Genomic DNA, 26,433 nt, shown 5'->3' with positions numbered 1-26,433 from the left:
TTAATCTCTCTTACGATTGTTCCTGAATCGTCAACATAATTTGGTTAAATGCTTGCGGTTGGTCGACATAACTTAAATGTCCTGCATCTTCTATGACGAAGCGCTGTTCCAACTGCAATTCCTGAGCAAGCTCTTGTATACCTAACGCAGGAGTGATTTGATCTTGCTGCCCTGCAATGACTGTGCATGGGACTTTTAAATGGGTTAAGTAATTACGTATTTCGTCATATGCCAGTAAGTACGATGCATGGGTGAAACCTTTTAGGGTCAGCTGCTGCATCACCTCTGAAACTAAAGCTAAGGCTTGTGGCTCTTGTTTATAAATCAAATGAGGTCCACGGCTTTCAGCCATTCCTTTAGCGCCTAGTTCTTTCAACATTTTTGGTCTTTTTTCAAAAACCTGAATTTGTGTTTGTTCATCGTGGCGTTGATAGCCTTGTGCCAAGTTAGCAACAACTAAATGTTCCACTCGCTCTGGGTAAAGTGCAGCAAATGCACTGGCCTGTAAGGCACCTAATGAGTGTCCGACCACAATTGCTTTTTCAATTTTTAAAACATCTAACAATGCTGCCAAACGCTTTGCGTAGTCAGTAGCATTGGGCTGATCAGTTAAAAGTTCATCTGATTTGCCATAGCCCGGTGCATCCCAGGCAATGACATGAAAATGATGAGACAGCACTTCAAGTTGGTTTACCCATGAAGCAGAACCTGAACTAATGCCATGCAACAGCACAAGGTACTCACCCTGACCGGCTTCCCGATAGGCTTGCTGCTGGCCTTGAACAGTAACGGTTTTCACCGGAAATTCTGCTAACTTTTCAATGAGTGTCATCATTTTCAATTCGTTCCTTTCATTCACTTCATCAAACAATTAACGTTTGATTTGAGACAATGGATGCTCTGGCGGATAGTTCGGAATGGTTGGTTTACCTGTTCCTAACATCACACACATCAAGGCATCTTCTTGACCTGGGTTAAACAGACCACGGTAGATTCCCGGTGGAATTGAAATCAGATCACGCTCTTTTAAACGGGTTTCAAATTTTTCGCCGTTGTGCTCAATGAACAAATCAATTTCGCCGCGGAGCATAAAGAAAACTTCTTCAACATCGTGATGAATGTGTAAAGGGCCTTCACACTGTGGTGGTAGAACCATGGTTGAAAACGTGAAGTTTTCTGCTGGAACGGTGTTACCATCATTTGCAACACCTGTTGCACCCGTACCCATGTAACGCATTTGTGCACGGCGATATTTCGGGTCGTAATCTGCTTGGAACTTCAAAGCATCGAAGTCATATTTACGTGTCTCAAAGCGAGCAATACGTGTGTTTAACCAATCTTCTAAAGAAGCACCCTCTGGTTGTGCCCACGATTCGAATTGTTGTGTAGTCATTTTTTAAACTCCTATACAGTGAATTAATAACGTTTTAAAAGAGGAACCAAGAACAACGACCCAATGACAGCGACAGCAGCCAAGAAGGTAATTCCTAAATTAAAACTGTGTGTTTGCATCACGATGTAACCGATAAGAACAGGCGCAATTGCACTTGCAAAATTACCTAAACCATTAAATATTCCACCCGCAGTCGCCCCTACATTTGAGGTCGTTACTCTTGCAAGCAGAGCAAATACAGCTGCTACTCCAAAACCCCATGCCATAGCACTTAAAGACATGGCAGCAATAATCAATAATGGCTCAGTCATAATGACCATCACATACATGAAGATGCCCGCGAGTAATAAACCGCTAAATACTTGAATTGCGCGGCGGCCTAACTTGTCAGATAAAAACGCACCGATAATTTCGCCAATTAACATGGCAATGAATGGAAAGCTTGAATACATCCCAAACTCTTTGAGATTGAATCCTTTGTCTTGCATTAAGTAAGAAGGAACCCAGCTGTTTAAGCCCCACAAATACGTCATCAACGCAATGTTAAAGAGACAAACCAACCAGAATGCGCTGTTGCTGAGCAGCAATTTAGTATTGGCAATATGACCTTTGAAATTAGTGCGTTTACTCTCGCCCTCAATTTCGACAGTTTTCTTGAGCTGCAAGTTACGCAGACCAAAAACAATGCTAAAAATCGCAATCAGGGTTAGCGCAGCCATCACAAAAAAAGTGGTGTGCCAGTCGTGGTGAGCTAAAACATTTGCAGTGATCGGGAACCCAAGGAATGCACCTATCGGTGTTCCAAGTAAGAACATGGTAGAAGCACGTGCCTGCTGACGGTCCGTATAAGTCTGCTTAACAATGGTGTATGCCAAGGCAAATAACGGGCCTTCTGCTAAACCAAGCAGTACACGTAAAACCAACATGCCTGAATAACTGGTGGTGAACCCCATACAGAACATGAGTACGCCCCACGACGTTACGCTCCAGAACAGCATTTTCTTTGGGTTAAAGATGTCACCCAAAAAGCTTAGAAAGACTGATGAAAAACCATAAGCAAGTAAGAAACTTGTCATGAGCCATCCGAGCTTGGCCTTATCTTCAGCAATTCCCATTGCACTTTGAAAATGAGGATCTGAAAATAAAACCGCAATACTAATCTTGTCGAAAAACGCCAGTACCACACACACCATAAGGACAAAAGCAGGTACCCAATGCTTCAATCCACTTTTTTCTTCATTACTCATGTGTCATTCCTTCGATTTGGTAATGAGAACCAGATTTAATGTTTACGGTTTTAACTTCATGACATTAAATTCAGCATCTGCTAATAGTTTTGGATCTAAAACGGTGTTGGCTTGCATCCAACGTTTTGCCAGTTTGATCAGTTTAGAATCATTAATGGCAATCATGTTGAGCAAACGATTTTCATGGTCCAGATATAAATAGCTCACCTGATCTTCCTCACCTTGGCGAATGACTACTTCCTTCGTTTTTTCAGGTTGATACGTACCTAAAATCTGGATATTAAAGTGATATTGATCTGACCAAAGCCATGGAATATCGGTATATTCAGTTTCAATGCCGAGCATCGACTTTGCTGCTGCAATCGCCTGATTTTGTGCATTTGCCCAAGACTGAATGCAATAACCCAAACCCGGATGAATCGCGACATCACCTGCGGCATAAATGTTTTGATCTGAAGTTTGCCCAAAACAATTCACTACAATGCCATCTTTCACATCGAGACCAGCATGTACACCTAACTCTTTGGCAATCTCAGCGCCTGCACCTACTACGACACAGTCAAATAACTGGCTATTTTGTGGGTGATTCACCACTTCAACTTTTTGATTTGGCGCTTCAACTAAATGAAGACTCTTGCTGTCTAAATGAATTTTTGTACCTTGAGTTTCATGCATATTTTTTAAAAATGCAGAAACTTCCGGGCTCACGCTTCTTGCACATAAACGGTCGCCATATTCAAAAATATGAACATCTTTACCTTGCTTACGTGCAGTTGCAGCAATTTCTAAACCAATCCAGCCACCGCCAATCACAGCGACATTTTTTGCATTCTTTAAAATTTCAGCCAAACGTTCACAGTCATGCACATTGCGTAAAGTCACAACATTTGGAATGAACTGCCATGTATTGACGGGTACACGTGCACGGCTTCCAGTTGCAATCAGCAATTTGTCATACGGCAAAATCTGACCACTTTCTAAATGAACCTGTTTTTGCTCACGATCGACTTTTGTCGCAATTTCCGGTTTATGCCATTGAACGTTGAACTCTTGAACCTGTTCAGGAGAGAACAGATTCAAACTTTCATACGTTGCTTCTTTTGAAAGTACTTGCTTAGACAGTGGCGGACGCTCATAAAACACTTGATCTTCATTTGAAACCACGTGAATTTCGCCCACATACCCATTTTGACGCAAGGTACTTACTGCCCAACCCGCTGCCTGTCCGGCACCTACAATTACTATCTTTTCCATAGCCATCTTCCTTGTAAAGCAATACCTGTTAAACAGGCTTCACCTGACGGCGGGTTGTGTCATCAAGACCACCCTCAATCGCCCATTCAGTGAAAAGCTCTAGACGATGTTCTTCTACACGTGGTTGCCATTCTTCTGTCAAATAATCATCGTTGGTGTAGTATTCAAATGCACCACCTAATGGTGAGTTGACATACCAGAAATAAGCAGAAGAAATTGGATGACGTCCTGGTCCAATAAAGGTTGACCACTCCGAACGATTCATATTTAAACCGCCCCCAATCACCTCATGGATATCGCGAACGACAAACGCAACGTGATTTAAGCCAGCAGGTTTATTCGGAACACTGAGCAAGAATAAATCATGGTGATAACCTTCACCGCGGCAACGTAAGAATGCACCGCGATTTTTGTAAGCATCAGATAAATGGAAACCTACTTTTTCAATATAGAAGTTTTCAGTTGTTGCCAAATCCGGTGTGAAGAACACCACATGTCCAATCGCAACAGGTTGACCTTTTTCATAGACAGGACTTGCTGCATTCACACGTTGAATGTTGCCGTATTGGTTAATACCTTCCGTTTTAAGTTCAGGTACTTCTTTAACAAAACTTTGTTCAAAACGAATGGTCATGCCATTTGGGTCAATACACTCAACTGTATTTTCAGTACGTTTAAAACCTTCTACATCGGCCAAACGAGCTGCCAAGTCTTCAAGGTCTTGAGCACTATCAACGCCCCAAGTCACTTCACGTAAAGTTGAACCTTGTTCAATAGCAGTCGGCAAACGCTCATCATCACAATTAAATAGATAAATCTTGCTACCATTTTGGGTTTGGTAAAGATCAGTACCTTCAATATCCGAAGTACTTTGGCTTAAACCAAAATCTGCCAAAAACTTGTTTGAAGCGGCTCTATCTTCAACTCCAAACTTTAAAATCTCGATCCCTGTAATCATTTGACTACTCCTTAGTTAAAGACAAAACCGCCATTGACCGGAATATTTTGACCTGTCACAAAAGAGGACAAATCCGACAGTAGATACAATGCTGTTCCATTTAAATCTTGTGGAAGTTGCTGACGTTGAATCGCTCTTCCGTTGACATATAAATCATGACGTTCCTGTGGCACATACTCGGTTGCTTCAACCAGAGTAAGGCCCGGTGACAAGGTGTTGACACAGATATTGAACTGTCCCAACTCTCTTGCCATTGAACGCGTCATGGCAACAATTGCACCTTTACTAGCAACATAAGCCATCAGGTTCGGTGCGCCCCAAAGTGCTGTATCGGAAGCAACATTAATGATCTTGCCTGCAGCCGATTGCTTTAAATGGGGAACGCATGCCTTACTGATGAGCCATGTGCCTTTCACATTAATATTCATGACCCGATCCCAAAGTTCAGGATCATAATCAATCATATTTTTTCCACCGACATTGGTTGCCAGTGCCGCACAGTTCACAAGTCCGTCTAGTCCTTGTAATACTTCCACACTTTTTGCAACCGCATTTTCAATAGAGTCTGCATTGGCAAGGTCAACGGTGACAGCATGAACGTTTAGCCCTTGTTGCTGTAACGCCTGTGCTTCTTGTTGCACCAAGTCAGACAAAATATCTGCCATCACAACTTCAGCGCCAGCTTCGGCAATGGCTTGAGCGAAATCTCGGCCTAAACCACGCGCAGCACCAGTCACTAAAACTTTTTTGCCTTGCAACAACGCTACATTAGCCATGAGCTTCTTCCTGCATCTCGATACGGTTTGATGCATTTAGTGCAGCAATTTTCTTTAATTGCTTCTCAGCTTCTTTTTTCATTAAACGGCGTAAACGTGCAAGACCAACATCGTGTTGATAGAGGAATTCTTTTTCACGCGCATTTGGCGCAAGATTTTCTAAAATAATTCGGTCTTGTTCCAATACATCCCAATGCAATTGTTCTAAGTGATTGCGATATAAGAAACGCCATACATTACGTTGCCAACCACTCACCTTACGGCAGCGCCAGAAAAATACGCGAGTATTGTTGGCATCAATTGGCGTTGCATAACCCACAATCCAGAATTCACCACCTGGGCCAAATTGTTTACGGTATGGAATTGAAAGACGTAACCAGCTTGCACCTGTTGAACCATATTCAACCCAGTCAAAGTTCACACCTGTTTGACCTTCTTTTTCAAAAACAAAGCCATTATCGGTCGTGCGGTGCTTCATCTCTGCAGTACGTTCACCATCTGCCATCGAGTGCGATGTCGCATGTAAATAGGTCCCATGCATTGGGTCCATCACGTTATCAATCGCGTATTGATGGTTTACTTTCCAGTCTGCTTGGCAAAGGAACGCACTCCACTCTTCACTTGCAAGTTGCTCTGGGAACTCAAGCGGTGCTGGTTGTTCATTTGCATCAATACCAAACCAGATGAAGATTGCGCCATGTTGCTCAATGACAGGATAGTTCTTTAAACATTTAGTGCCGGTCATTGGACATTCATGAACCGCTGGCACATCAGCAACCACACCATCAGCACGAACTTCAACACCGTGATACCAGCAAGCAACTCGGTCACCTAAGTTCCAACCAAGGGAAAGACGAGCACCGCGGTGTGGACAGCGATCTTCAAGTGCATGAACCTGACCTTCGGCATCACGCCAAACCACAATATTTTCGCCTAAACGGGTAATTCCGACTGGATTAGCAGCGACTTCCCAACTTGCTAAAACCGGATGCCATTGGTCACGTAAACCAAGTTCTAAATATTCTTCAGCGCTTTGTGAAGTTGATACGATTGCGTTCATTTTATTCTTCCTTGAATCAATAACCTAAACGTTGCATTTCTTCTGTAAAGCTTGCAGAAGTCCATTCATCACCAGATTCACAGCGGAAACCCTGTTGATTAAGTGCAGAAACAACGTCATCTAACTCTGTTGCGCCCGCAGAAAATGCCTGAATCAAGTTTTTTACAAAATCTTGTTCATAGAGAGTTGGCTCTTTATAACGTGTCTGCCAAACCAACAATTCAGATTGACCTGGAATTTGAATATTGTTGATACCTGCTTCGGTTGCCGGCGTTGCATGAATCCAGCTTGCCAACTTTTCATTAAATGTCTTCATTGTTCTGCTTCCTTGTACATGTGAGGACTAGAGTTGAATTTGAATATCCTGTCCTTCAACACGAACTGGGTACGTACATAGGTTTCTACACCCTGGCCCACTTTTTAGCTCACCTGTTTGAATGTCAAAAATTGCTTCGTGCAATGGACATTCAACAGTCTGATCTTCGATAAATCCTTCGGTTAATAAGGCATACGCATGAGGGCAAACATTTTCGATAGCAAAGTAATTTTCATCGACGAAAAATATGCCTATTTTTTTCCCTTCAATTTCGATGGCTTTCGGCTCATCTTCGCTAACGTCACCCTGCTGACAAACTGAGATCCAACTCATACCTTGCGTCCTCATTTTGTTTTATATACAAAACATAATTTGATTTTCAAAACACAAGCTAAGCATAATCCCCTTGATCATTTTTTGTCAAAGTAAAAATAAATATAAAATTCATTGTGTTATTAATTTTTAAATATTTTGTTACGTTTCAAGAAGGAAACAAAGTTTTAAATATAAAAATTGTTTTATGCATTTTTAACAATTACAATAGTTATAAAATAAAGCAGCATGCCCCAAATTGAATCATGTTTTATTTATAGGAAAATGACACGAATGAGCATAGCAATTGAAGAAGATTCGCACGAATCGGAAACAACAAAAAATGATGACCGATATTTAGTTCCCGGACTTGTACGGGGTTTAGCTATCTTGCAAGCATTTAATCAACAAGCGCAAGAAATGACCATTACAGAAATTGCTGAAATTTTAGAAGTGAACCGTTCTAGTGCATTTCGCCTGATCTATACACTCGAATCTTGTGGCTATTTAAGAAAAGCATCTCAAAAAACTTACGCTCTCGATTCTAAAGTCATGGAGCTTGGTTTTAATAGTTTATCTAAACTTTCATTACTCGATTTATCGACACCATTAATGAAAGAACTACGTGACCAAACCAAACTCGCTGTACATCTTTCTATTTTAGAAGGTACTCATATTGTCTTTGTAAATAATATCCAGTCTATGGGAACCTTCACGAGCAACATTAGTTTAGGAACTCGCTGGCCTGCCCATGCAACCGTCATTGGTCAAATGCTTTTATCTGATTTACCTGAAACTGAAGTACGTCAGCGTTACCGCAATTTTAGCGATTGGGACAGTTTCTCTGAACTGACGCCAACCAATTTAAAAGCTTTATTGCAAAGACTCTCTTACGTAAAAACTCAAAAAACCATGGTGAGCTGGGGTCATTACAACCATGATATGGCAGCCTGTGCAGCACCTATTTTTAAACAGTCAAATGGTAAAATGGTCGCTGTTATCTCTGTAAGTTGTCCAATTACCACTTATGATGAAAGAACATTTAAAGAAGATATCGCAAACCTAGTTGTTGAAACAGCGAATAAAATTTCCAAATTTATTTATTAAAAAAAAGCGACGTTAAGTCGCTTTTTTTAGATTTTATTTCATAAGTTAAAAGTTACTTTTTAAAACGTTCCCATTCATATCCTTAAAGATAATTGTCGAATTATTTTCTTTAATATCAAATCTTAAATACTGTTGTTTAAACTGAATAACTGCATAAAACTATTCAGCACCATCATCTAAACCTGTCGCAGAGACCTGAGTACCTTGTGGAAAACCGTTGAGCCACGCGGCGTTATAAAAATCAGATACAGAATTAAATTCACAATATTCTTTTGGCTTGACCATTATTTTTTCAGCCATTTGATCAAACTGTTGTTGTTTATAAACCTCTAAGCTAAACAACATGATCGCTCTCCAAATTAAAGCTGGTTCGAGGCTAAAAGCTGTTTCTTTTTAACTTTTTCCCATTGATACCAACCATAAGCGGCCATCAAAACAAATGCTGCATACAAAGCAGCTGTTAAAAATAAATCTTTATAGATGAACATCCCGACATAAATAATATCGACAAATACCCAAAGTATCCAAGTCGCAATATGTTTTCGGCTAGTCCAATACGTTGCGAGCAAACTAAATGCGGCAAGTTGTGAGTCGAGCATAGGAACTGCTGCATCAGTAAAGTTTTTCAGAATTAAGCCAAAAAGCAAGCCACCTACCGCAGCAATAATCATTTGGATGATAGCGGTTTGAACTGCTATCGGTTCAATTCGAATATCGTGATCTTGCTGCTTTCCTTTAAGCCAGTAGTAAAAGCCATAAAAATTTACCACCATAAAAAAGAACTGCAAAATCGTTTCGCCATATAGCTTAAATTCGTAAAACAAATACGCATATAAAACAAAGGCAAAGAAATTAAACAGCCAACACCACATATTACGGATTACCGTTAATCCGACTCCAATCAGGCTAATCAAGACCGCAAAGATTTCTAGAGGTGACATAAAAACAGCTGCTTATTGAGATCAATTTGACGAGGTATTATGAGAAAAATATAAAGCGAAGCAAACTGCTAATTTAAATAAATGATAGAAATTGACGTTATCTTAGGATTGGTCCTTTCGCATGAATTTGATTTACTTCAATACATAGACAAAAGAAATACTGATCGAGTCATCAACAAATTATATTTGCTAGTTTTTAAATGATTGTTTAAAACATGATTAAAGACGAATAAAGAGCATGACAATATGTCAAATCAAGAAGGAAAAGTCAGCCGTGAAACTCGCGGGCATATTTTTTTAATTGGTCTAGATCGAGCAGCAAAACGTAATGCTTTTGATAGTCACATGATCAAAGACTTATCACTAGCACTCACCGAATATGAAAATAATGATGCCCTGCGCTGCGCGGTTATTTTTGCTCATGGCGATCATTTTACAGCTGGTTTGGACCTAGTTGAGTTACAACCTAAACTCGCTACAGGTGTTTTTGATTTTAGTGAAAATGAAATTAACCCTTGGGGCACAATCGGCCAAAAGCTCAGTAAACCTTTGATAGTAGCGGTACAAGGTTATTGTTATACCGCTGGTATAGAACTATTTCTTAACGCAGATATTACGATTGCGAGTGAAAATACACAATTTGCTCAAATGGAAGTCCAACGTGGCATCTTACCTTTTGGCGGAGCAACCGCCCGTTTTACTCAAGCCGCAGGCTGGGCCAAAGCCATGCGTTATTTACTCACTGGTGACTCTTTCGATGCAAAAGCAGCATTTGATATGAACCTGATTACCGAAATATGCCCAGATGGTTCTCAGCTCAACCGTGCAATAGAACTTGCTGAACATGTTGCGCAAGCTGCTCCTCTTGCTGTAAAAGCGACCCTCGCCTCTGCTCGTGAAGCTATTAACGAAGGTTACGAGGTTGCCTTTAAGCAATTGCAAAGCCATCTTCAACCATTGCTCACAACAGAAGATGTTCAAGAAGGTGTTTTTGCCATGTTGCAAAAACGACCTCCTGTTTTCAAAGGTAAATAATACCCGCACAAGCACTGCACTCTCCAGTTTAAAACTTATGGATATAGCGAAATTAATGTAAAAAAAGCCCACATGATGCGGGCTTTTTTCATTAATATGCTTTATTCAACTCTAATGATTTTACCTAGTTCATCATGGTGAACGACTGTAATTTTCTGACTACGTCCCTGCTCAATTTCATGTTCAGGTAAATCAAAATAACGCGCATAATCATCTGTCTGTTTTGCTTTAAGCGCATTACCGCCAACACGATGCTCAGGCAGCACATGACTCCACAACAATAAGCAAATTGCACAAGCAATTAACGCAGTAATGCCATGTTCAATGCCCAAACCAAAGGCACTAAACAAACGGTGAACTAAATGTGTTTTTTGGAGTTCAGCCAATACCCAGATCAGTACAAATGGACGCCACAGCAACAACCAAACCGCCCACATCATGGCTGTGCTTGTTGTAGAAGCATAGCGTTTATGCCATGGTAATTGACGACGTAAATCAATAATCAACGAATTTGTCTTCATTTCTCTCTTTACCTAACGAAGTGCTGTGGTTTTCCCCAGACATCAATACAGCACGATCTTTAAAATCTCATGACTCTTGCATTTCATCCACGAATGCCCCGATCCGGGCTCACCCAACGCGCACGTTTCTCATCTCCACGTTTTAAAACTTTCGGAAATGCCACAATAGTTGCCGAGATGGTGATTAGCCAAAAGACCAATGGATACCAGATCATCCAGAAATAGTTTTTTCCTAGATGTGGTTCATAACGACTATCCATCCATTTGCTTAAAGCAAACTGAATGAGACAAGTCGCCCCCAATAAAATACCGCTACCATACGGTAAAAATGGAGAGCTCACAACGGCTAAAGCAGGGACTGGTAAAATAAAATGTACCAACCATAATAAAGCCATCGCGAGCATTAAATACGACCAAACTAAGGTTAAGCACAGCTCAAACATTAATGGCCATAAAAAATTTAATTTTGGCTTAGTGAACACATCAATATTTTTAATTAATACCTGTGCCCCACCCATAGCCCAACGTAAACGCTGTTTCCACAAACCGTTTAAAGTTTCAGGCATTAAAATCCAGACTAAGGCATTCGGTTCAAAACGAATGTCCCAGCCTGCACGCTGCAATTTCCACGTAATATCGATATCTTCAGTCAACATATTTGGTGACCAATAATCCACTTGATGAACAGCGCTCTTACGAAAAGCGGTAATAACACCAGATACGGTAAATAAGCGTCCAAAGGTACGTTGTGCACGTTTAATCATGCCGACAATCGAAGAAAACTCACCGACCTGAATACGCCCTAATAAAGTTGAACGAGTACGGATACGTGGGTTACCTGTCACAGCTGCAACTGTTGGATTTTCCTGAAAATGACGAATCATCCACTTTGCTGCATGAGGATCAAGTAAAGCATCACCATCAATACCAATTAAAAACTCGGCATCGGTCATTAAGCTTCCGGCTTGCAGCCCCATCGCTTTACCTTGGTTTTGAGCCAAATGAACAACACGGAGTTTTTCATGTTGTGCGGCTAAACGGTCAAGTACCTCACCAGTATTGTCCGAGCTACCATCATTAATCGCAATCACTTCAAAATGAGGATAGTCCAGTTTTAATGCATGGCTAATGGTTTCTTCTGCATTATCCCCTTCATTAAAACAAGGAATTAATACAGCAACTTTTGGATAACTCTCTAATGGAGCAGGTTGATCGTAAGGCGGAGCCTGACGTTCTTTCCAATAGAAAATGATCGCGCCAATCATCCATAAATACGACATGAATAATGGATAATAGAAAACGAATTTTAAGGCATGCGACCATATTGCAGCAAAGATTGTCATGTTTTAGCCTCAACTACGGCACAAGACGAGATGATTTTTCAGCAAATGCTTTATGCATAGTGTCCACATCCGGATGATCTTTAATTGGGTCATCTGGATAATATCCGACATGCATTACACCTTGCTGATAAAGAGAATGAATTGTTGCAGCCATTTCAGTTGAAGGTACCTTTTCGTTTTTACGCCAGTCAGTTGCCTGTAATTCAAAAACGGTTTTCTTAATGCCATTTGGATATTGTTTCACGCGATCAACCATATCTTTATAGAACTGATCGGCATTATCTACCTGTTCCATATAAGGCATTGCCATAATAGCCGTAAAGTCATAACGTTTTAATGACTCTTCAAGCGATTGTGAATACCAGTTTTCTGCGTATGGTTTTAAAGCAACTTGCGCGTATAAGTTACGTGCGGTGAGCAAGAACGGTTCATATTGTCGCACGTCATCAACGAGTTGCATTGCAAAATCATCTAGATATTTTGTCTTATATGCAGTCCATTTTTGCAAATCTTGATCGTTATCACGGATTTTTGCCAAATCTGTTGGCAAGCCTTGTTTTGCATAGGCTTTTAATGCTTCCGGGCTTGCATCTTCATAGTCAGATAAGGTGACATCATCATGGAATAAAATGCCGTTAAATGAAGATGACTTCGCCAAATCTTGATAAATCTCGCGAATAGTTTGGCGCGCCTCTGGTGAAAATGGACTTAAACGGATATAACCCATGTTGAGGTGTTCACCAGATTTTGCCTGTTCTGTCACAACTAAGTCTTTAGAAACTGGATCAGTTTTTGGTAGTTCCCATGCCAATAAAGGCATCCACGCATAAATACGACTTACAGGCGTACGCGTTTGAATTTGCCATGCAACACGGTTAAACAAGTCAGCACGCATTGGAATATGGCGGTTTGGGAAATACACCATATCAGCAGAGCCATTCGCATCTGGATCTGAAAATGCTTGTAAATAGACAGTATTTACACCCATCGCATTAATTCGGTCTAACAAGTGACCTAAATTACGTTCTTGCTGTTTCGGGTCTGGATCATAAATATAGTCCAGATCGACATGCATAATTTTTTGCGGACGATTGTTATCCGTTAAATTCAATTCACGATTTTTAATTTCTTGAGCCAAATCATCAGTCGTCATATCGCCTTCTACCAAAATACGGCTCATATTTTGTAGAGATTGTTTTGCGTGATCAGCCCCATCATCAAGTGTAATGGTAATTGGCATACCAAGCTTTTTAGCAATTTGAACTGTTTGCATATTATAGCGACCATAAGGCCAGACCATAATACGTGGTGAACGTAAGCCATGAGCTTTGAGTAGCTCATTATTTTTCTTTAAGTCGTTATAGATACGTGATTGATACTGTTCATCGTTTTCATAAGTTTGAGTTTTAGCGTCATAAAAACGAGTTGTTGCAGCAGGTTCAGAGTTGCCTTGTGGATTGCCTGTAATACCGCGGTGCAAATGGTAGCTATGGCTTGCAATCTCTACAAAGCCACTATCTTGCATCTCTTTAAGCTCACCCCAGCTTAAGATTTTATCACGTGGAATTTCTTCACCTGAAAAATCAACTTTCTGTCCTGCCTTAGGCTCTAACCATGAACCAACCACTGCAAGGACAACAGGGATTTTTTTAGCTTTAATGACAGGATAAGCATTTTGATAAAAAGATTGATAACCATCATCTACAGTTAATAGAACAGGTTTTGTAGGTAGTTGAAATTTACCTTGATGAGCACGGATCAACTGATCAACCGTAATAAAATGGAATCCATTTTTTTGCAGCCATTCAACATGCTGTGTAAATTGTTGCGTCGTTACTGCATATTGAGGAATTAATGCATTTTTAGTATCGGTAATTTCATGATAACCAATAACTGTAAGTGTTGATGCGTCCAGTTTAGGTGGTTTGGCTAATGCCATACCCGACAAGCCAGCCAAAGCCAAGCCAAGTGATATGTTCAACAAAGGAGATGCAAAGCGGATAATCATGAAATAGCGTCTCAATAACAATATAGATTATTTATGCGAAGTTTGATTTTTAGAACGCAAACTTTTTTGAAATTTGGTCTTAATATCATCCTGCCCATAAATGAACAGTTTTTCAGTTAGCATTTATAATCAAATAATCTGAAAATAATCTTAAATATTCATAAAGCTAAAATATAAATTAATAATGTATTTATATTTAAAGCTCATATAAACAAGAAAGCCCTCTAAAGGGCTTTAAGTTCTTCACTAGTCACGAGTTTTGACATCGAATAATTCAATTTCAAAAATTAAATTAGAATTAGCTGGGATAATCTTACCCATTTTACGCTCGCCATAAGCTAAATGAGCAGGTACGATTAATTTACGCTTGCCGCCAACTTTCATTCCCATAATGCCTTGGTCCCAGCCTTTAATTACACGGCCTGTTCCAATCACACATTCAAAATAATTACCGCGATCAATTGAAGAATCGAATTTTGTGCCATCTTCTAACCAACCGGTATAGTGAGTCGTGATTAAAGCGCCTTTAACAGCCTCTTTACCCTCGCCTACTTTTAAATCGATAATTTCTAATTCATTTGACATGGTTTACCCTTTAATCTGAATCTTTAAAATCGCAGTTGGTACATTAGTGTACCAACTGAATCTGTAGAATTTGTTGCGCTTTTCTGTGTTACTGTAACTGTGTCCACACAACATTTGCTTGACCCTTTTCACCTAAAAGCGTCCACTCGTTGTCCATGACATTTAATTGAAGCTGCATCGTACGTTCACACAGTTGCTCTAGCTCTACTGTACTTTGAGGGGCAATTTGCCAAACCTGAACGTTACTTAACGTTTTAATTTTACTGTTTCGTTTCCACCAGTCTTCGACTTGTGTGCCATAAACAACAATCGCCACTGTTTTACAACGTGCACTGGCTTTTTTGACTTTATCTTCAGATGGCAAACCAACTTCAATCCATGTTTCTAACTGACCCGTTAAATCTTTTTGCCATAACGCGGGCTCGTCAGTTTCAAAAAGGTCTTTAGTAAACTCAAGCTCATCACTTGCGAAACGAGCAAAGGCCATCAAACGAACCATTAAGCGTTCTAAAGTTTCCGAAGGATGCAAGGCAAGCGTCAGTTGATAATCACCATAAATATGGTCATCCATATTGGCAATATTCAAGTCTGCCTTATAAATTGTTGCTTTAAGCGCCATGATTAATATGTCCCAAAATTTGGCGCTAAGGATACTCGATTTTGGATAAGAAATTATAAAAAAACTGAACAATCCAAAGCATAGTCATGTGAAATTTGCATATTCTTCCAAAACGCTCCCCTCAAGTTATAGTTGGCCGGCTTTTTGCTTTAGAGAGATATATTTTCCTCTTGCTAAAATTGATGACTTATGTGGCTAAAGCTCAAGCGTAGTTTATTTTTACAGGTTCTTTGTGCTCTATTCCTTGGAGTTGCAGTTGGAATCGGTTTCCATGATTTCTCCCTATCTCTCAAGCCATTAGGTGATGGTTTTATTTCTTTAATTAAGATGCTTATTGCACCAATTGTGTTTTGTGTTGTTGTACTGGGAATCTATGGTGCAAATGACATAAAAAAAATGGGCAAAGTCGGTGCAAAAACCATTCTTTATTTTGAAGTGGTTACTACTATTGCCTTAATTTTAGGCATTATTGTGGCCTATGTATTTAAACCGGGCGTCGGTATGAATATCGATATTAGCCATTTAGATGCAAAAGATTTAAGTACCTATACCGAACGTGCCCACGAGATGCATACAGGTTCGGAATTTCTACTCAATATTATTCCAAAAACCTTCACTGCTGCTTTTGCAAACGGCGATATTTTACAGGTTTTATTGATCGCTATTTTATTTGGTGTTTCCCTACTTTTAATTCCTAAACATTTAGCAGAGCTGGTACGTCAAGCACTTGAAGCTTTTTCAGAAGTCTTCTTTAAAATTATGGGACTTATTATTCGATTAGCTCCAATTGGTGTATTCGGTTCAGTGGCTTATACGACTGCCAAATTTGGTTTAGATTCACTCCTACAATTGGGTTATTTAGTTTTACTATTTTATGCAACCTGCATTTTATTTGTCGTTATTGTTTTAGGTTCAATTTTAAAACTTACTGGTCTCAATATTTTCAAATTTGTGGGCTATTTTAAAGATGAACTCGCTATTGTTTTAGGTACCGCTTCTTCTGACTCTGTTCTTCCACAAATTATGAAAAAACTCAAAAATTTGGGAATCAAAGATTCAACTGTAGGGTTAGTCATACCTACCGGTTATTCTTTTAATCTAGACGGATTTTCAATTTACTTAACTTTAGGGGTGATCTTTATTGCACAGGCCTGCAATATTGATTTGTCTATGCATGACTTACTGGCTATTTTGCTGGTTTCGCTCATTACATCTAAAGGCGCTCACGGTATTCCAGGCTCGGCTTTAGTTATTCTTGCAGCCACACTTTCAGTGATACCAAGTCTCCCTGCAATTGGCTTAGTGCTTCTACTTTCAGTCGACTGGTTTATTGGAATTATTCGTGCCTGTACCAACTTAATTGGTAACTGTGTCGCGACCGTAGTGATTGCTCACTGGGAAAAAGATATTGACCATGCGCAAGCTAAAGCTGTGTTAGATAGCAAACCTTAATCCCACTATTCAGAGAACATTGAATTACTTTTTGTTTAATGTTCTCTACTCTTCAAGCTGACAGGCAAGTAATGCTGTTTCAAAAGCCAACCAATCATGGTTATGTTCGCTAATGATTTCAATACGGTTATCAATGCCCTCTTCACCTGACTTATAATTAAACTGATCAGGATTAAAGTTAAAAACTTTCCACCCTTGATCTGTATTAAAAATTCCCTTGATTCTTAGCCAATCCTGCTGCGCACATAATAGGTCTAGCAAAGCATAAAAATCGAATTTCCAGCGTCTAGGTAATTTCCAACCTGCCACAATATAACCTTGTGCCGACTCGACATAATGATAAGGTAATTGCTGAATTTCCTTTGTGACTTCGGTTTCAGTCATTTGCTTTTGAAGTTTAAGTAAAGGTTGTATAGATCGCTCAGTTAAACGAGCAGCTACATCAATTTTATTTAACGCTAACTGACCATGTTCAATTTTAATCCACTCTTGGTGATAAGGCTGGTATTCGTCTTTTAATAGCTCAAGCGCCTGATCATCTTCAAAAGTCATCACATCGGTATGTGATACCACCACAATTTGAGCAGCTTTTAACTGATCTTCATAAAGGTTTTGTTTAACCCAATTGGTATCGTGCAAACGACTGCCATCTACCACCGTAATCAGTGCTCGCATAGCTAAACTACTTTGCCAATAAGGTTCAGTCAGTTGGTCAAATAACTGAGAAGGATGTCCAAGTCCAGTCGGCTCAATAAAGAGTCGATCTGGCTTTTGTTCACTCAATAGACGGGCTAAAGCAATATGCATCGGTAATTGACTGCTACAACATAGACAGCCCCCTAATAGTTCTTTGACCGCATATCCTTCTTCTTGGGGTAAGAGTTGTTGGTCTACTCCAATTTGCCCAAATTCATTCATTAATACAGCCCAAACCTCATCTTTAGGCTTTTGGCTTAATAAATGCTGTAACAACGTGGTTTTTCCTGCCCCTAAAAAACCGGAAATAATATGGGTGGGAACAGTTTTTGGGGCTATCAGTTTCACAAGCGGCTCAAATCAACAAAGTATAAAAAACTAAGAAAGGTATATCACTGTTTAAATCCCATGAAAATGATTTTTCACTTTGAAGATATACTTTTCAATTATCAGGCTAAAGCTCTCAATTTGTGACAGGCATCTCATCAATTATCTAAATTAACTTTTAACCTCTACAATTCAAACGAAATATCCTATTCAAACATATTCACAATTCATGCCAGAGTGTTAGGTTTACGTAACAGAGTTGGCTTTTTTTTACTCGATAAGAAATATTTTTTCACATTTTAAGGTGTATTTAAGTCCCTTTATTTTACAGATTGCTCACATAAATGACCCGTATATTTCATTATTGTTAAGATAGCCGTAATAGATTGTTAAGTTAATTGATGTAATACCAACCTCGGCTTAGCATGTGTCCTAGCTTAGTCATTCAGCCATACAGGTTTCAGGTATGTATGAACGATTAGGTTTAATTTATTTTTAAATGAAATTTAAGGATGCCATAAAATGAAATTAGCTAAAACTTTACTCGCTACTACACTTGCTTTAACTGCTGCTTCAACTTTTGCTGCTTCTAAGCACGACCAAGCACATAACGCTGCTGGTGAAGAAAAAGTTGTTGTTTCAACTCAAGAACAAGCAAACACTGCAAATGCTGCATCTGATGCTGTAGGTTCTGCTTCTGAAGCTGCTCCTGCAACTCGTTAATTCTCTCAGCATTCTCCTCCAAGCTCAGAGATAATTTTACTGAAATGAAAAATGGACGCTGAATTTTGGTAAAGAAGAAAAAGGATCGAACCATGCTGCGGTTCGATCCTTTTTTAATTCAATCTTTTTTAAGAAGTTTTCTTATACATGCTACAAGATGGGTTGTGATTTTCTTGAAGACGTAAAACCTTGCGATGCTCAGCAGCTTCAAAGCGGCAGCGCTTCCATTCTGTATTTAGATTTAATTGAGGTACTTCACATGGCTTGCCCTGTTCATCAACAGCAACCATCGTGAAATAACAGCTATTGGTATGGCGCACTGTCCGCTTCTGGATATTTTGCGCTTCAACACGGATACCAACTTCCATTGAAGTACGACCTACATGGTTCACACTTGCCAAGAAGGTTACCAACTCACCTACATAAATAGGTTCTTTAAAATTTACTTTATCTACAGATAAAGTCACCACGTAGCCACCCGAATAACGACTTGCGCAAGCATAAGCGACTTGGTCTAGTAGTTTTAGAATCGTACCACCATGAACATTACCTGAAAAATTTGCCATATCAGGCGTCATCAAAACTGACATCGTCAATTCAGACTGATCATCAGTTGCTGTGGTCATTTCATCTAATGTAGGCATAGCTCAACTCTGTCTTAAAACAAGCTCAGTCAACATTATGGTTGATAATTCACAAAAAAAACATGCTTAAATCCATAACATAGCATCGTATTTTTTAATATCTTTGATTGTTTTTTAAAATTTAATTTTTTAAGGCACTATTTTTAAAGTTATTTTTTAAAGCTGTTCTATTTATCTTAGAATTTTTTAGAAGATGCTATGCCATTTTATTCCATGTTCAATGGCATAGCAGGTTCTTATGAGTGATTTTACTAAACTTTATTAATGACGCCTGTTACACCATTAATAATCATATCAATGGCGATCGTACCAATTAATAAAGCAGATAAACGCCCGACAATATCAAAATAACGGTCAATATGTTTGGCATGTTTATAGCGTAAATGATCATGTGAAAATTTCATCAAAATCAAAATACTGCAAGTTAAAAACAAGGTGAAGGCAATTACTAGCGCTGCCTCACCAATTGACATTTCAATCCCTGTGACTACCGCAGCGCTAATAGTCCCTGGGCCGATCATAAACGGCATGGCAATGGTGCCAGCCAGATGTTCTGGAGCACCACGCATTTCTCCAATGGTGTCGGCACCCTGAAACACATAGCGGTAGCCAATCACCAAAAAGATAAGACCTCCAAAAATCTGAAAGGCTTCAAAACGTACATTCAGATATTTACTAAAAATTGTTTCGCCGCCCCATGCAAATAGCATGAAGACGACAAAAGCAATCAAACTTCCCTGAATCAGTGCTTTATTAAACACCTTAGCTTCTGAATGGCGAATCAGGCCAATCATATAAATGCTCATTAAAAATGGATTGAGCAAAGAGAAAAATAAAGCAAAAGAATGTAGATAAGGAGAAGCCATGCATTTTCCTCTTAAGCTTGTGGATCTGGGAACAATGGACGATTCCCGGGACTAATACGATTAATATGTAAGAACGTCATATGTCTTTCATATTTATCTAAAATATCGTTAATGACCTGTTCTTTACTGTAACCGACCAGATCGTTATCTTGAGAGCCATCATAAAGATAGGTTTCAAGTCGGAAATAGAACTGTTTGCCTCGTTTTACACGCTGGCTAAAGTTCGGCGCGCTATAGCGTACAGGCCAGATCTGATAAACAAAGTTTTGCTCTTCTTCCAAATGGATAGTGAGATCTAGATGGTAAAGCGTATCTTCATCTTCAAGCGGGGTTTGCTGCACGTCCACATTCATACCCTGCTTAATCAACTCATCAGCAACAGCCTGAACAGCTGGCAAACATACCGTATCTAGCATGCGGTGTGTTTCAGTGGTTCCAGGATGATGCATCACTCGAGTTAAACGCTGTTTCCAGTTCAGAATATCAACGTTTCCTACGACTGGCGCTGCATTCATACTGCGACTAGCATGTCTGTAATCTTCAAGTCTGAGGGACTTATAAAGCCCAGCCATCACAAGAAACATCACAAAACTAAACGGCAAACCCATAATAATAGTTGCGTTTTGCAAGGCGGTAATGCCGTTGGTCATGAGCATAGCTAATGTGAGTAAACCAATCGCCACTGCCCAAAACACGCTTAACCAACGTGGAGCATCATTATCGATATTAGTAAGTTTAGTCGTGAAGTTACCTAAAACCAGAGCTCCCGAATCGGCAGAAGTCACGTAGAACAAAAGCCCTGTTACGGTGGCAATTGAAGCGATAAAGGTAAAGCCCGGATATTGTGCTAATAAGTCATAAAAACCATGAGCCGGATTTGCTAACACCGTTGCTGCTAAGGTTTGGTTGCCTTCAAAAATAACACTGTGCAGTGCGCTATTACCAAAAATAGATAACCACGTGAGTGTAAATAGAAGTGGAATAATTAATGTACCGCATACAAACTCACGAATGGTACGCCCTCTTGAGATACGTGCCAAAAAGAGTCCTACAAATGGAGACCAAGCAATCCACCACGCCCAGAAGAAGAAAGTCCAACTACTCATCCATTCTTTAGGCTGTTCAAAAGCAAAACTTTGTAATGCTAAAGCAGGGAAACGAGTTAAATAGTCACCAATATTTTGGACAAGGGCATTGAGTAAAAACTCAGTATTTCCCAAGAATAAAATAAACAGCAATAACCCGACCGAAACATAAATATTAATTTCAGATAAAATCCGCAGGCCTTTATTGACCCCGGATGTCACCGAAATAACGCTAATACCCACCGCAACAGCAATCAGGATAAATTGCATCCAGATATTTTCTGGTAACCCCAATAACACATGTAGGCCATAATTCAGCTGTACTACTCCAATCCCGCAGGTCGTCGCAATACCAAAAATTGTCCCGATCACGGCAGCTGTATCAACACTATGCCCAATTGCCCCATTAATTCTTTGTCCAAAGATTGGATAAAGTGCAGAACGAATGGTAAGCGGCAAATTATAACGATAGCTGAAATATCCCAATGACATACCAATCAAGGCATACATACACCAGCCAGTTAAACCATAGTGAAACAATGTCCAAACCATACTTTGGCGTGCTGCTTCATAGGTTTGCCCTGCTCCGACCGGAGGTTGCATATAATGAGATAGTGGTTCAGCGACCGAGAAGAACATGAGGTCGATACCAATACCCGCAGAGAACAGCATGGCAGACCAACTGAGTAAACTAAACTCAGGCTTTGAATGCTTAGGTCCTAATTTGATACTGCCATATCTTGAGCAGGCAATAAAAATCACGAAGGCCATATATAGTGTTGCAGCCAGCAGATAATACCAACCAAAGGTTGAAGTTACCCACTGAAGCACGGCATTCATGACTCGATTTGCAAAATCGTTGAACAAAAACGTGACGAGAGAAAAAATTAAAATAAGTACAGCTGAAAAATAAAAAACCACACGGTTGAGCGGGTCTTTTTTAGATTTAGATAATGTTAAATCATCAACTGCTCTTGGATTATCTGTTGCCATACAATCCTCAAGGAATAAAATAAAAACAAAATATTTAATTTCGTCTTTTCACTCTTATTTAAAACAATGAAAAGACGACTTTAAACGCAAAAAAATAATATATAGATGTGATCGATTGAGGTTATAAAACCTCGGTCACTTTATTCTGGTCACAATTCGATGGGACTGAAATGTCTTTTGAAACAGCTAACTGTTTTTTCACTAATTGAGGGTCAAAATCATCTTGCTTTAACGCTTTGGCTAAACCAAACATATAAAGCAAAATAATGACTGAAAATGGTAAACCACATAACACCACAGCACTTTGCATGGAGTTAAAACTACCGGCTAATAGTAAGCCAATACTTACAATGGTAATTACCACAGACCAAAAGACGCGTAACCAGATCGGTGAATCACTATCATTGGTGCCCCCTGTTGAGGACAAATTAGCGATCATTAGTGTACCAGAGCCAACTGGTGTCAAAAATAAAACGAAACAAATTACAACAACAATACCCGCAACGTAAGGATTAAACGGCAGATATTCGAGTAACTTAAATAAAGACAATGCTGGATCAGTTAAGACCATATCACCTAATACTTTCTGTTTTTGCTGCAAGATTAAATAAATTGCAGTGTTTCCAAAAACCGAGATCCAAGCCAGTGTAAAGCCGAGTGGAATCAGGCATACACCTAATACTACTTCACGAATGGTACGTCCTTTTGAAATGCGGGCAATAAACATACCGACAAAAGGCGCCCAAGCAATCCACCAAGCCCAATAAAATACAGTCCATGAACCCAACCAGCCACTGGCTTTTTGATTGTATAAATACATATCAAAACTTTTACCAATAAAATTATTGAGATAATCGCCCGTATTTTGCACCAGACCATTTAATAAATGGTTTGTCGGACCTGTTAAAAATACAAATAAAAGTAAAGCATATAGCAAACGTAAATTAATACGAGACAACCATGCCAAGCCTTTTTCAATACCCACCACTGTCGTAATCGTGGCAACGAACATCATGATAAGCACGGCAGTAATTAAGGTCGCAGAGTTATCCGGAATTTGCGGCAGTAAATAACAAATGCCCGATACCAGTACCAGCGCTCCAATTCCCAAGTTGGTGACCAAGGAAATGACCGTCGCTAAAATTCCAAAGCCATCAACAAAGTCACCCACCAAGCCATGCACTCGCTCTCCAAAAATTGGATAAAGCGCCGAGCGAAGTGCTAATGGTAAGTTTTGTCTGAAAGCAAAATAACCTAAAGTGACTCCAAGCAATGCATAGAGTACCCAGCCATGAATCCCCCAATGCAAAAAGCTATACGTCATCGCATTACGGGCTGCCTGAATCGTTCCTGCCTCACCTTCTGGTGGTCTTAAAAAATGGTCAACAGGTTCGGCCACACCATAATAAAGTAGTGCAATACCAATCCCTGCCGAAAACAGCATTGAAGTCCAAGCCAAATAGCTAAACTCAGGTTTGTCGTCATCTTTTCCTAAAGGAATCTGTCCTACTTTTGAAAAGGCGAGCCAAGCGACAAAGCCCAGACACAGCACAATAACCAACATGTAATACCACCCGAAAAAGTGATTTACTTGCTCTTGTACATAGGTCAACCAAAACTGACTTTTTTCTGGAAACAGCACAAAAAGTAGGCCAAAAATGCCGATACTGATGGCTGAACTCCAAAATACGAAACGATTTAACCGAATATGGTCTGAAGAATATCCATCACTTTTCAACACCATCTTATTGCTCCTTGCAATCGGTGTATTTTTCTCAAAATAACGTGATAAGTAATGTACTTATGCGCATCATCCTATCCTTTAGAACCTTTGATTTCACTTCTTTCTTTTTAGAAGCATGTTCAAAAATTCATTGATTTTTACATATCATACTTGTTATTGATTGAACGTTCAATCAATAACAAGTATGATAAAAAAGTGCTATGATGCTCTGCAAGTTAACATGTTGAATTTTAAGCACCCATAAAAGTGCTGATGTGGACAACCATGACAAAACGCAGAGTAAAACCAGAACATGTGCGACGTGAAGAAATCATGAACGCTGCACTCGACGTAATTTATGAAGTGGGGTTATCCAATACCACCATTGCACAAATTGCAAAAAAAGCCGAGCTGTCGACCGGCATTGTCAGCCATTACTTTGGCGACAAACAGGGGTTGATAAATACCTGTATGCAAGAAATGTTAAATGTTCTGCGTCGTAAAACCGAACAGTACAGAGCAGAAGCAGATTCGCATCCAGAGAGCCAAATTAAGGCCATTATCGACTCTAACTTTGACATTAGTCAGGTCAATGAAAAAGCAATGCGGGTCTGGTTGGACTTTTGGTCAGCAAGTATGCATGTACCAGACTTAAGCCGCTTGCAAAAGATTAATGATCAACGCCTGTACTCCAACTTAAAGTTTTATTTTCTTAAGTTAATGGATGAACAACAGGCCAGTGTTGCCGCTAGAGGTTTGGCAGCATTGATTGATGGATTATGGTTACGAGGCAGTTTAAGCCGTCATAACGAATTTGACAGCAACCTTGCTCGTTCCATTGCTTACGATTATGTACAAACGCAATTGCAATTTGCGAACAAGCCTTTGCAGGAGAGACAAAATGAGTGATGCACAAGTTCATCAACTGTATATCCACGGACGCTACGTTAACGCAACCAGTGGAAAAACATTTAATAGTATTAACCCTGCCAACGGCGAGACAATCGCGACTCTTCAACAAGCTTCTGAACAAGATATTGAAGCTGCTGTACAAAGTGCCCAACAAGGACAAAAAATCTGGGCTGCCATGACTGCCATGGAACGTTCACGTATTTTACGTCGTGCTGTCGACATTCTTCGTGAACGTAATGATGAGATTGCCCGTCTTGAAACACTCGACACAGGTAAAGCTTTTAGCGAAACATCTACAGTCGATATTGTGACTGGCGCAGATGTACTCGAATACTACGCAGGACTTGCAACAGCCATTCAAGGTGAACAAGTTCCACTTCGCGAATCAAGTTTCTTTTATACACGCCGTGAACCTTTAGGCGTAGTTGCCGGTATCGGTGCTTGGAACTATCCAATTCAAATTGCTTTATGGAAATCTGCCCCTGCTCTTGCTGCCGGTAATGCCATGATTTTCAAGCCAAGCGAAACCACCCCACTTACTGCATTTAAACTTGCAGAAATCTATACAGAAGCTGGCTTACCAGACGGCGTATTTAACGTGGTGCAAGGTGCTGGCCGTGAAATTGGACAATGGCTGACTGAACATCCCGTGATTGAAAAAATCTCATTCACTGGTGGTGTGGAAACTGGCAAAAAAGTCATGGCAAGTGCCGCTGGTTCTACGCTTAAAGAAGTGACCATGGAACTCGGTGGTAAATCTCCACTGATTATTTGTGAAGATGCTGATCTTAACCGCGCAGCAGATATTGCAGTCATGGCAAACTTCTTTAGCTCAGGTCAGGTATGTACTAACGGTACACGCGTATTTGTTCCAAAATCACTTTTAGCCGACTTTGAAAAAGCTGTTGTAGAGCGTGTAAAACGTATTCGCATTGGCGATCCAATGGCTAAAGACACAAACTTCGGACCGCTCACTAGCTTCCCTCATATGGAAAAAGTTTTGTCCTTCATTGAGTCAGGCAAACAACAAGGCGCTAAAGTGTTAATTGGCGGTGGCCGCGCAACTGAGGGCGAACTTGCCAAAGGCGCTTATGTACTACCGACAGTATTTAGCGACTGCACTGACCAGATGGCGATTGTTCAAGAAGAAATTTTTGGACCTGTCATGAGCATCTTAAACTATGAAACTGAAGAAGAAGTCATCCGCCGTGCCAACGATACCACCTTTGGTTTAGCTGCTGGCGTTGTTACTCAAGACATCAGCCGTGCTCATCGCATTATTCACCAAATTGAAGCTGGTATTTGCTGGATTAACACTTGGGGCGAATCGCCTGCCGAGATGCCAGTCGGTGGCTATAAACAATCTGGTGTAGGCCGTGAAAATGGCTTAACTACGCTTGGGCACTATACTCGTATCAAATCTATTCAAGTTGAACTTGGTGATTATCAAAGCATTTTTTAATGCCTCCATCGCTTTAAACACTTCAACCTAAATCACATATGCCGAGCAGTCTTTATAGATTGCTCAGGCAAACTG

26 protein-coding genes and 1 pseudogene are annotated in these 26,433 nt (G+C 39.9%); 6 read left to right on the top strand and 21 right to left on the bottom strand.

Features of this window, described 5'->3' with window-relative positions; translation table 11 throughout:
• Positions 1-10: 10 nt before the first annotated feature.
• Genes ACXM0J_RS01165 through ACXM0J_RS01125 form a run of 9 tightly spaced genes read right to left on the bottom strand, consistent with a single transcriptional unit; the run spans position 11 to position 7,337 of the window.
• On the bottom strand, positions 11-835 hold the full coding sequence (locus ACXM0J_RS01165) for an alpha/beta fold hydrolase (protein ID WP_005803013.1): 825 nt from the start codon (positions 833-835) through the stop codon (positions 11-13).
• A gap of 36 nt (positions 836-871) precedes the next feature.
• Positions 872-1,393 (bottom strand): cupin domain-containing protein, encoded by a 522-nt coding sequence (locus ACXM0J_RS01160; RefSeq protein WP_002117566.1) that lies wholly within the window; start codon positions 1,391-1,393, stop codon positions 872-874.
• 23 nt (positions 1,394-1,416) lie between these two features.
• A complete protein-coding gene (locus tag ACXM0J_RS01155; protein WP_005803015.1) occupies positions 1,417-2,640 on the bottom strand; it encodes an MFS transporter in 1,224 nt (407 codons plus the stop codon).
• A gap of 42 nt (positions 2,641-2,682) precedes the next feature.
• Complete coding sequence (locus ACXM0J_RS01150) at positions 2,683-3,894, bottom strand: NAD(P)/FAD-dependent oxidoreductase (RefSeq protein ID WP_086264862.1); 1,212 nt, start codon at positions 3,892-3,894, stop codon at positions 2,683-2,685.
• 28 nt (positions 3,895-3,922) lie between these two features.
• On the bottom strand, positions 3,923-4,852 hold the full coding sequence (locus ACXM0J_RS01145; protein WP_069037295.1) for a VOC family protein: 930 nt from the start codon (positions 4,850-4,852) through the stop codon (positions 3,923-3,925).
• An 11-nt stretch (positions 4,853-4,863) separates the two neighbouring features.
• Positions 4,864-5,628: an SDR family oxidoreductase gene (locus tag ACXM0J_RS01140; RefSeq protein ID WP_033848558.1), complete on the bottom strand. Its 765-nt coding sequence runs from the start codon at positions 5,626-5,628 to the stop codon at positions 4,864-4,866.
• Entirely contained in the window at positions 5,621-6,688 is a 1,068-nt protein-coding gene (locus ACXM0J_RS01135) for an aromatic ring-hydroxylating oxygenase subunit alpha (protein WP_005070727.1), read from the bottom strand. The genes ACXM0J_RS01140 and ACXM0J_RS01135 overlap by 8 nt, the downstream gene beginning before the upstream one ends.
• Before the next feature lie 16 nt (positions 6,689-6,704).
• Positions 6,705-7,004, bottom strand: a complete 300-nt coding sequence (locus tag ACXM0J_RS01130; protein WP_005070730.1) for a recombinase-like helix-turn-helix domain-containing protein — start codon at positions 7,002-7,004, stop codon at positions 6,705-6,707.
• Positions 7,005-7,031: 27 nt separating this feature from the next.
• Complete coding sequence (locus ACXM0J_RS01125) at positions 7,032-7,337, bottom strand: non-heme iron oxygenase ferredoxin subunit (protein ID WP_086264861.1); 306 nt, start codon at positions 7,335-7,337, stop codon at positions 7,032-7,034.
• A 273-nt stretch (positions 7,338-7,610) separates the two neighbouring features.
• Between ACXM0J_RS01125 and ACXM0J_RS01120 the strand changes: the two genes are divergently transcribed.
• Positions 7,611-8,423 carry an IclR family transcriptional regulator gene (locus ACXM0J_RS01120; protein WP_005803024.1) on the top strand — a complete coding sequence of 271 codons (813 nt, stop codon included), beginning with the start codon at positions 7,611-7,613 and terminating at the stop codon, positions 8,421-8,423.
• Positions 8,424-8,468: 45 nt separating this feature from the next.
• Here ACXM0J_RS01120 and ACXM0J_RS01115 read toward each other — a convergent pair.
• Positions 8,469-8,768: pseudogene (locus tag ACXM0J_RS01115) on the bottom strand (hypothetical protein).
• Between the two features lie 14 nt (positions 8,769-8,782).
• The gene (gene pnuC, locus ACXM0J_RS01110) at positions 8,783-9,364 is read right to left on the bottom strand and encodes a nicotinamide riboside transporter PnuC (RefSeq protein WP_005070736.1); all 582 of its coding nucleotides are present in this window, start codon (positions 9,362-9,364) and stop codon (positions 8,783-8,785) included.
• Between the two features lie 246 nt (positions 9,365-9,610).
• Here pnuC and ACXM0J_RS01105 point away from each other — a divergent pair, with 246 nt between their 5' ends.
• Positions 9,611-10,399: a crotonase/enoyl-CoA hydratase family protein gene (locus ACXM0J_RS01105; RefSeq protein ID WP_086264860.1), complete on the top strand. Its 789-nt coding sequence runs from the start codon at positions 9,611-9,613 to the stop codon at positions 10,397-10,399.
• A 101-nt stretch (positions 10,400-10,500) separates the two neighbouring features.
• Here the strand turns inward: ACXM0J_RS01105 and pgaD are convergent, their stop codons facing one another.
• The 5 genes from pgaD to ACXM0J_RS01080 all read right to left on the bottom strand — a co-directional run bounded on the left by pgaD (position 10,501) and on the right by ACXM0J_RS01080 (position 15,475).
• Positions 10,501-10,920 (bottom strand): poly-beta-1,6-N-acetyl-D-glucosamine biosynthesis protein PgaD, encoded by a 420-nt coding sequence (gene pgaD / locus ACXM0J_RS01100; protein ID WP_044100554.1) that lies wholly within the window; start codon positions 10,918-10,920, stop codon positions 10,501-10,503.
• An 83-nt stretch (positions 10,921-11,003) separates the two neighbouring features.
• On the bottom strand, positions 11,004-12,263 hold the full coding sequence (pgaC, locus tag ACXM0J_RS01095) for a poly-beta-1,6-N-acetyl-D-glucosamine synthase (protein ID WP_002117710.1): 1,260 nt from the start codon (positions 12,261-12,263) through the stop codon (positions 11,004-11,006).
• Between the two features lie 13 nt (positions 12,264-12,276).
• Positions 12,277-14,271 carry a poly-beta-1,6-N-acetyl-D-glucosamine N-deacetylase PgaB gene (gene pgaB, locus ACXM0J_RS01090; RefSeq protein ID WP_086264859.1) on the bottom strand — a complete coding sequence of 665 codons (1,995 nt, stop codon included), beginning with the start codon at positions 14,269-14,271 and terminating at the stop codon, positions 12,277-12,279.
• Between the two features lie 246 nt (positions 14,272-14,517).
• A complete protein-coding gene (locus tag ACXM0J_RS01085; protein WP_002117532.1) occupies positions 14,518-14,856 on the bottom strand; it encodes an FKBP-type peptidyl-prolyl cis-trans isomerase in 339 nt (112 codons plus the stop codon).
• A gap of 88 nt (positions 14,857-14,944) precedes the next feature.
• Complete coding sequence (locus ACXM0J_RS01080) at positions 14,945-15,475, bottom strand: YaeQ family protein (RefSeq protein WP_039757051.1); 531 nt, start codon at positions 15,473-15,475, stop codon at positions 14,945-14,947.
• Between the two features lie 189 nt (positions 15,476-15,664).
• Between ACXM0J_RS01080 and dctA the strand changes: the two genes are divergently transcribed.
• A complete protein-coding gene (gene dctA, locus ACXM0J_RS01075) occupies positions 15,665-16,927 on the top strand; it encodes a C4-dicarboxylate transporter DctA (protein WP_005075395.1) in 1,263 nt (420 codons plus the stop codon).
• 45 nt (positions 16,928-16,972) lie between these two features.
• On the opposite strand, the gene ACXM0J_RS01070 is transcribed toward dctA, so the two are convergent.
• The gene (locus ACXM0J_RS01070) at positions 16,973-17,971 is read right to left on the bottom strand and encodes a CobW family GTP-binding protein (protein ID WP_139841465.1); all 999 of its coding nucleotides are present in this window, start codon (positions 17,969-17,971) and stop codon (positions 16,973-16,975) included.
• A 501-nt stretch (positions 17,972-18,472) separates the two neighbouring features.
• Between ACXM0J_RS01070 and ACXM0J_RS01065 the strand changes: the two genes are divergently transcribed.
• Entirely contained in the window at positions 18,473-18,673 is a 201-nt protein-coding gene (locus ACXM0J_RS01065) for a hypothetical protein (RefSeq protein ID WP_032005829.1), read from the top strand.
• Between the two features lie 128 nt (positions 18,674-18,801).
• Here ACXM0J_RS01065 and ACXM0J_RS01060 read toward each other — a convergent pair whose 3' ends face one another.
• The 4 genes from ACXM0J_RS01060 to ACXM0J_RS01045 form a co-directional block, all read right to left on the bottom strand.
• Positions 18,802-19,317: an acyl-CoA thioesterase gene (locus ACXM0J_RS01060; RefSeq protein WP_005070756.1), complete on the bottom strand. Its 516-nt coding sequence runs from the start codon at positions 19,315-19,317 to the stop codon at positions 18,802-18,804.
• Between the two features lie 251 nt (positions 19,318-19,568).
• Complete coding sequence (locus ACXM0J_RS01055) at positions 19,569-20,183, bottom strand: MarC family protein (RefSeq protein WP_002117499.1); 615 nt, start codon at positions 20,181-20,183, stop codon at positions 19,569-19,571.
• A gap of 11 nt (positions 20,184-20,194) precedes the next feature.
• Complete coding sequence (locus ACXM0J_RS01050; protein ID WP_033848536.1) at positions 20,195-22,261, bottom strand: choline transporter; 2,067 nt, start codon at positions 22,259-22,261, stop codon at positions 20,195-20,197.
• A 121-nt stretch (positions 22,262-22,382) separates the two neighbouring features.
• The gene (locus ACXM0J_RS01045; protein ID WP_086264858.1) at positions 22,383-24,005 is read right to left on the bottom strand and encodes a BCCT family transporter; all 1,623 of its coding nucleotides are present in this window, start codon (positions 24,003-24,005) and stop codon (positions 22,383-22,385) included.
• A 264-nt stretch (positions 24,006-24,269) separates the two neighbouring features.
• On the opposite strand from ACXM0J_RS01045, the gene betI reads away from it, so the two are divergent.
• Together betI and betB are read left to right on the top strand one after the other, a co-directional pair.
• Entirely contained in the window at positions 24,270-24,893 is a 624-nt protein-coding gene (gene betI, locus ACXM0J_RS01040) for a transcriptional regulator BetI (RefSeq protein WP_005070763.1), read from the top strand.
• Positions 24,886-26,358, top strand: a complete 1,473-nt coding sequence (betB, locus tag ACXM0J_RS01035; protein WP_086264857.1) for a betaine-aldehyde dehydrogenase — start codon at positions 24,886-24,888, stop codon at positions 26,356-26,358. The genes betI and betB overlap by 8 nt, the downstream gene beginning before the upstream one ends.
• Positions 26,359-26,433 lie beyond the last annotated feature (75 nt).

Source organism: Acinetobacter sp. GRABPA_MV_2, from assembly GCF_056725885.1.
This window is presented reverse-complemented; position numbering and strand designations above follow the sequence as displayed.

What these genes read in the sequence shown, in the direction of transcription:
- ACXM0J_RS01165 (WP_005803013.1), bottom strand. Translation starts at nt 835, where the DNA reads ATGATGACACTCATTGAAAAGTTAGCAGAATTTCCGGTGAAAACCGTT.
- ACXM0J_RS01160 (WP_002117566.1), bottom strand. Translation starts at nt 1,393, where the DNA reads ATGACTACACAACAATTCGAATCGTGGGCACAACCAGAGGGTGCTTCT.
- ACXM0J_RS01155 (WP_005803015.1), bottom strand. Translation starts at nt 2,640, where the DNA reads ATGAGTAATGAAGAAAAAAGTGGATTGAAGCATTGGGTACCTGCTTTT.
- ACXM0J_RS01150 (WP_086264862.1), bottom strand. Translation starts at nt 3,894, where the DNA reads ATGGAAAAGATAGTAATTGTAGGTGCCGGACAGGCAGCGGGTTGGGCA.
- ACXM0J_RS01145 (WP_069037295.1), bottom strand. Translation starts at nt 4,852, where the DNA reads ATGATTACAGGGATCGAGATTTTAAAGTTTGGAGTTGAAGATAGAGCC.
- ACXM0J_RS01140 (WP_033848558.1), bottom strand. Translation starts at nt 5,628, where the DNA reads ATGGCTAATGTAGCGTTGTTGCAAGGCAAAAAAGTTTTAGTGACTGGT.
- ACXM0J_RS01135 (WP_005070727.1), bottom strand. Translation starts at nt 6,688, where the DNA reads ATGAACGCAATCGTATCAACTTCACAAAGCGCTGAAGAATATTTAGAA.
- ACXM0J_RS01130 (WP_005070730.1), bottom strand. Translation starts at nt 7,004, where the DNA reads ATGAAGACATTTAATGAAAAGTTGGCAAGCTGGATTCATGCAACGCCG.
- ACXM0J_RS01125 (WP_086264861.1), bottom strand. Translation starts at nt 7,337, where the DNA reads ATGAGTTGGATCTCAGTTTGTCAGCAGGGTGACGTTAGCGAAGATGAG.
- ACXM0J_RS01120 (WP_005803024.1), top strand. Translation starts at nt 7,611, where the DNA reads ATGAGCATAGCAATTGAAGAAGATTCGCACGAATCGGAAACAACAAAA.
- pnuC (WP_005070736.1), bottom strand. Translation starts at nt 9,364, where the DNA reads ATGTCACCTCTAGAAATCTTTGCGGTCTTGATTAGCCTGATTGGAGTC.
- ACXM0J_RS01105 (WP_086264860.1), top strand. Translation starts at nt 9,611, where the DNA reads ATGTCAAATCAAGAAGGAAAAGTCAGCCGTGAAACTCGCGGGCATATT.
- pgaD (WP_044100554.1), bottom strand. Translation starts at nt 10,920, where the DNA reads ATGAAGACAAATTCGTTGATTATTGATTTACGTCGTCAATTACCATGG.
- pgaC (WP_002117710.1), bottom strand. Translation starts at nt 12,263, where the DNA reads ATGACAATCTTTGCTGCAATATGGTCGCATGCCTTAAAATTCGTTTTC.
- pgaB (WP_086264859.1), bottom strand. Translation starts at nt 14,271, where the DNA reads ATGATTATCCGCTTTGCATCTCCTTTGTTGAACATATCACTTGGCTTG.
- ACXM0J_RS01085 (WP_002117532.1), bottom strand. Translation starts at nt 14,856, where the DNA reads ATGTCAAATGAATTAGAAATTATCGATTTAAAAGTAGGCGAGGGTAAA.
- ACXM0J_RS01080 (WP_039757051.1), bottom strand. Translation starts at nt 15,475, where the DNA reads ATGGCGCTTAAAGCAACAATTTATAAGGCAGACTTGAATATTGCCAAT.
- dctA (WP_005075395.1), top strand. Translation starts at nt 15,665, where the DNA reads ATGTGGCTAAAGCTCAAGCGTAGTTTATTTTTACAGGTTCTTTGTGCT.
- ACXM0J_RS01065 (WP_032005829.1), top strand. Translation starts at nt 18,473, where the DNA reads ATGAAATTAGCTAAAACTTTACTCGCTACTACACTTGCTTTAACTGCT.
- ACXM0J_RS01060 (WP_005070756.1), bottom strand. Translation starts at nt 19,317, where the DNA reads ATGCCTACATTAGATGAAATGACCACAGCAACTGATGATCAGTCTGAA.
- ACXM0J_RS01055 (WP_002117499.1), bottom strand. Translation starts at nt 20,183, where the DNA reads ATGGCTTCTCCTTATCTACATTCTTTTGCTTTATTTTTCTCTTTGCTC.
- ACXM0J_RS01050 (WP_033848536.1), bottom strand. Translation starts at nt 22,261, where the DNA reads ATGGCAACAGATAATCCAAGAGCAGTTGATGATTTAACATTATCTAAA.
- ACXM0J_RS01045 (WP_086264858.1), bottom strand. Translation starts at nt 24,005, where the DNA reads ATGGTGTTGAAAAGTGATGGATATTCTTCAGACCATATTCGGTTAAAT.
- betI (WP_005070763.1), top strand. Translation starts at nt 24,270, where the DNA reads ATGACAAAACGCAGAGTAAAACCAGAACATGTGCGACGTGAAGAAATC.
- betB (WP_086264857.1), top strand. Translation starts at nt 24,886, where the DNA reads ATGAGTGATGCACAAGTTCATCAACTGTATATCCACGGACGCTACGTT.